General features: G+C 66.0%; 2 protein-coding genes. Both read left to right on the forward strand.

Translation table 11 applies throughout. The annotated features are described in order from the left end of the window. Positions 1–577 precede the first annotated feature (577 nt). Positions 578–1,099 (forward strand): Pycsar system effector family protein, encoded by a 522-nt coding sequence (locus tag ACWGJ2_RS40365; RefSeq protein ID WP_453351407.1) that lies wholly within the window; start codon positions 578–580, stop codon positions 1,097–1,099. A gap of 92 nt (positions 1,100–1,191) precedes the next feature. Beyond that, positions 1,192–1,803 carry a Crp/Fnr family transcriptional regulator gene (locus tag ACWGJ2_RS40370; RefSeq protein ID WP_453351408.1) on the forward strand — a complete coding sequence of 204 codons (612 nt, stop codon included), beginning with the start codon at positions 1,192–1,194 and terminating at the stop codon, positions 1,801–1,803. The last annotated feature ends 42 nt before the right edge of the window (positions 1,804–1,845 follow it).

Genomic DNA, 1,845 nt, shown 5'->3' on the forward strand with positions numbered 1-1,845 from the left:
GAGAGCCTGGCGGCTCTTATGTTGGCCTGACGGCCAACAACTTAACGGGCCTGACGGCCCGTTAAGTGTCACATCGTCATGCCTGACGGCATGACGCATTGTGGTGGTTGAGGTGAGGATGGGGTTGGGGCCTGGCGGGCCCAACTTGGTGAGTGAGGAACGGGCCTGACGGCCCGTTAAGTGACACATTGGGTTTCAGGCCTGACGGCCTGAAGTTGTGTTGGTGAGTGTCGGTGCCTGGCGGCACCTTGTGATGTCATAAAAGGTTGGTTGCACAGTTACTTGGGTTGGCTCCTTCCCTCCCTGGCGGGAGGGGCTTGTTGGTCGGCCAGTGTGCCGGGCCTGCCGGCCCCGCACGAATACTGACACGGTGTGGCTCTCTGACGTTGGCTGCGGGCTGATGTGTCCTGGGCCCTGACGGGCCCAGGACTGCTGTCAGCGAGGCGGGTGCGGGTCGGTGTTCTGCCAGTTGTGACGAGCGCGTTATGTGCAGTGCCCTGCAGTGAGCAGTGGGGGTGCTGCGGGTGCTGCACGGTAGAGGCATGGCCGCGGGGATACCTAGCGAAGGAGGAGCGACGTGTCCAACGCCAGCGAAAACTTGGAGCGCACTGGCGGAGCAGCAGCACTGGAGGTAAGGGCTGAAGCAGCGGAGATGTTCGTGGAAGTGCAGCGGGCCGACGCGAAGGGGACGGCGTTGTGCGGCGTGGCGGGTGGGCTGCTGGCTCTGGATACGGCGGTGCTGCCGTCTGCATCGGAACGCAGTGGGCCAGCGGTGGCGTTCTTGGTGTGTGCGGCTGTTCTTCTGGGTGCGGCGCTCGTCGCCGCGATCTCGGCGGTGCGTCCTGTCCTGCCGCGCGGGGGTGGTCTGAGGGTGTTCATCTGCGCGGGGGCAGGGGCTAGTGCTCAGCATGAGGAAGTGTTACCGGGCGTGCGATTGGTGGATGCCGACGAGCAGCTGGGGGTGGAGGCGGAGCGGCTGATGCTGTTCACCTGGCTGGCGAGCAGGAAGTTCCGGGCCATCAGGTGGGCTGCTGACTTCACGTCAGCAGCTATGCCTATGGCCGGAATTGGGCTATTGAGCATGTACATCCCTGCTTGAGAACATCGCGGCATGACGGACGGCCACTGCGTTCGGGGGGAAGCATGTATCAGCCGCATGCCCGTGTCATCAGTCAGTCTCTGTGGTCGCAGATGTGCGGCCTCGCCCCAGTGCGCGTGAGGCCGGCCCGGAGCGTGCTGCTACGTCAAGGGGACCCCGGTACGCATGTCCTCGTGCTGGTCTCCGGCTCCATCCTGGTGACGCTGACCGGATCAAACGGGGAGAGGACACTGCTGGCAGTGCGCGGCGCCGGTGAGCTGCTGGGGGAACTGGCTGTCTTGGACCGCGAACCGAGGACGGCGTCGGTCATCGCCGCCGAGGAGTGCCGGGTGCATGTCGTTCCCGCTCCTGATTTCCTCGCCTTCGTGGACCACCACGGGCTGCAGGCCACGCTGTTGCGGCACGCCATCGCACGGGTGCGTGAGGCGGAGACGGTCCGACTGGAGATGGCCACCGCCCCGGTGCCAGCGCGTCTGGCCTCGGCTCTCGGACGGCTGCTACATGCCTCCTCCGCTACTGGTACCGAGTACGTCGTGCGTCTGACCCAGACCGAGCTGTCGCAGATGATCGGCGCGTCCCGCAACGCGGTGGGGGCGGCGCTGCGGCCGTGGCGCGAGCGGGGATGGATCGCCACGGGCACCGGCGGAGGACTCTTCGTCCGCGACTTCCCCTCGATCGAGTCCCACGCGCATGCACAGAGGTAGGTGACCGATGGCACGTGGGTGGTGCCCACTGGTGGGCACCTC

Source organism: Streptomyces sp. NPDC054796, from assembly GCF_053611545.1.

Bases quoted from the DNA above. Each gene is read 5' to 3' on its own strand.
- ACWGJ2_RS40370 (WP_453351408.1), top strand. From the start codon at position 1,192: ATGTGCGGCCTCGCCCCAGTGCGCGTGAGGCCGGCCCGGAGCGTGCTG.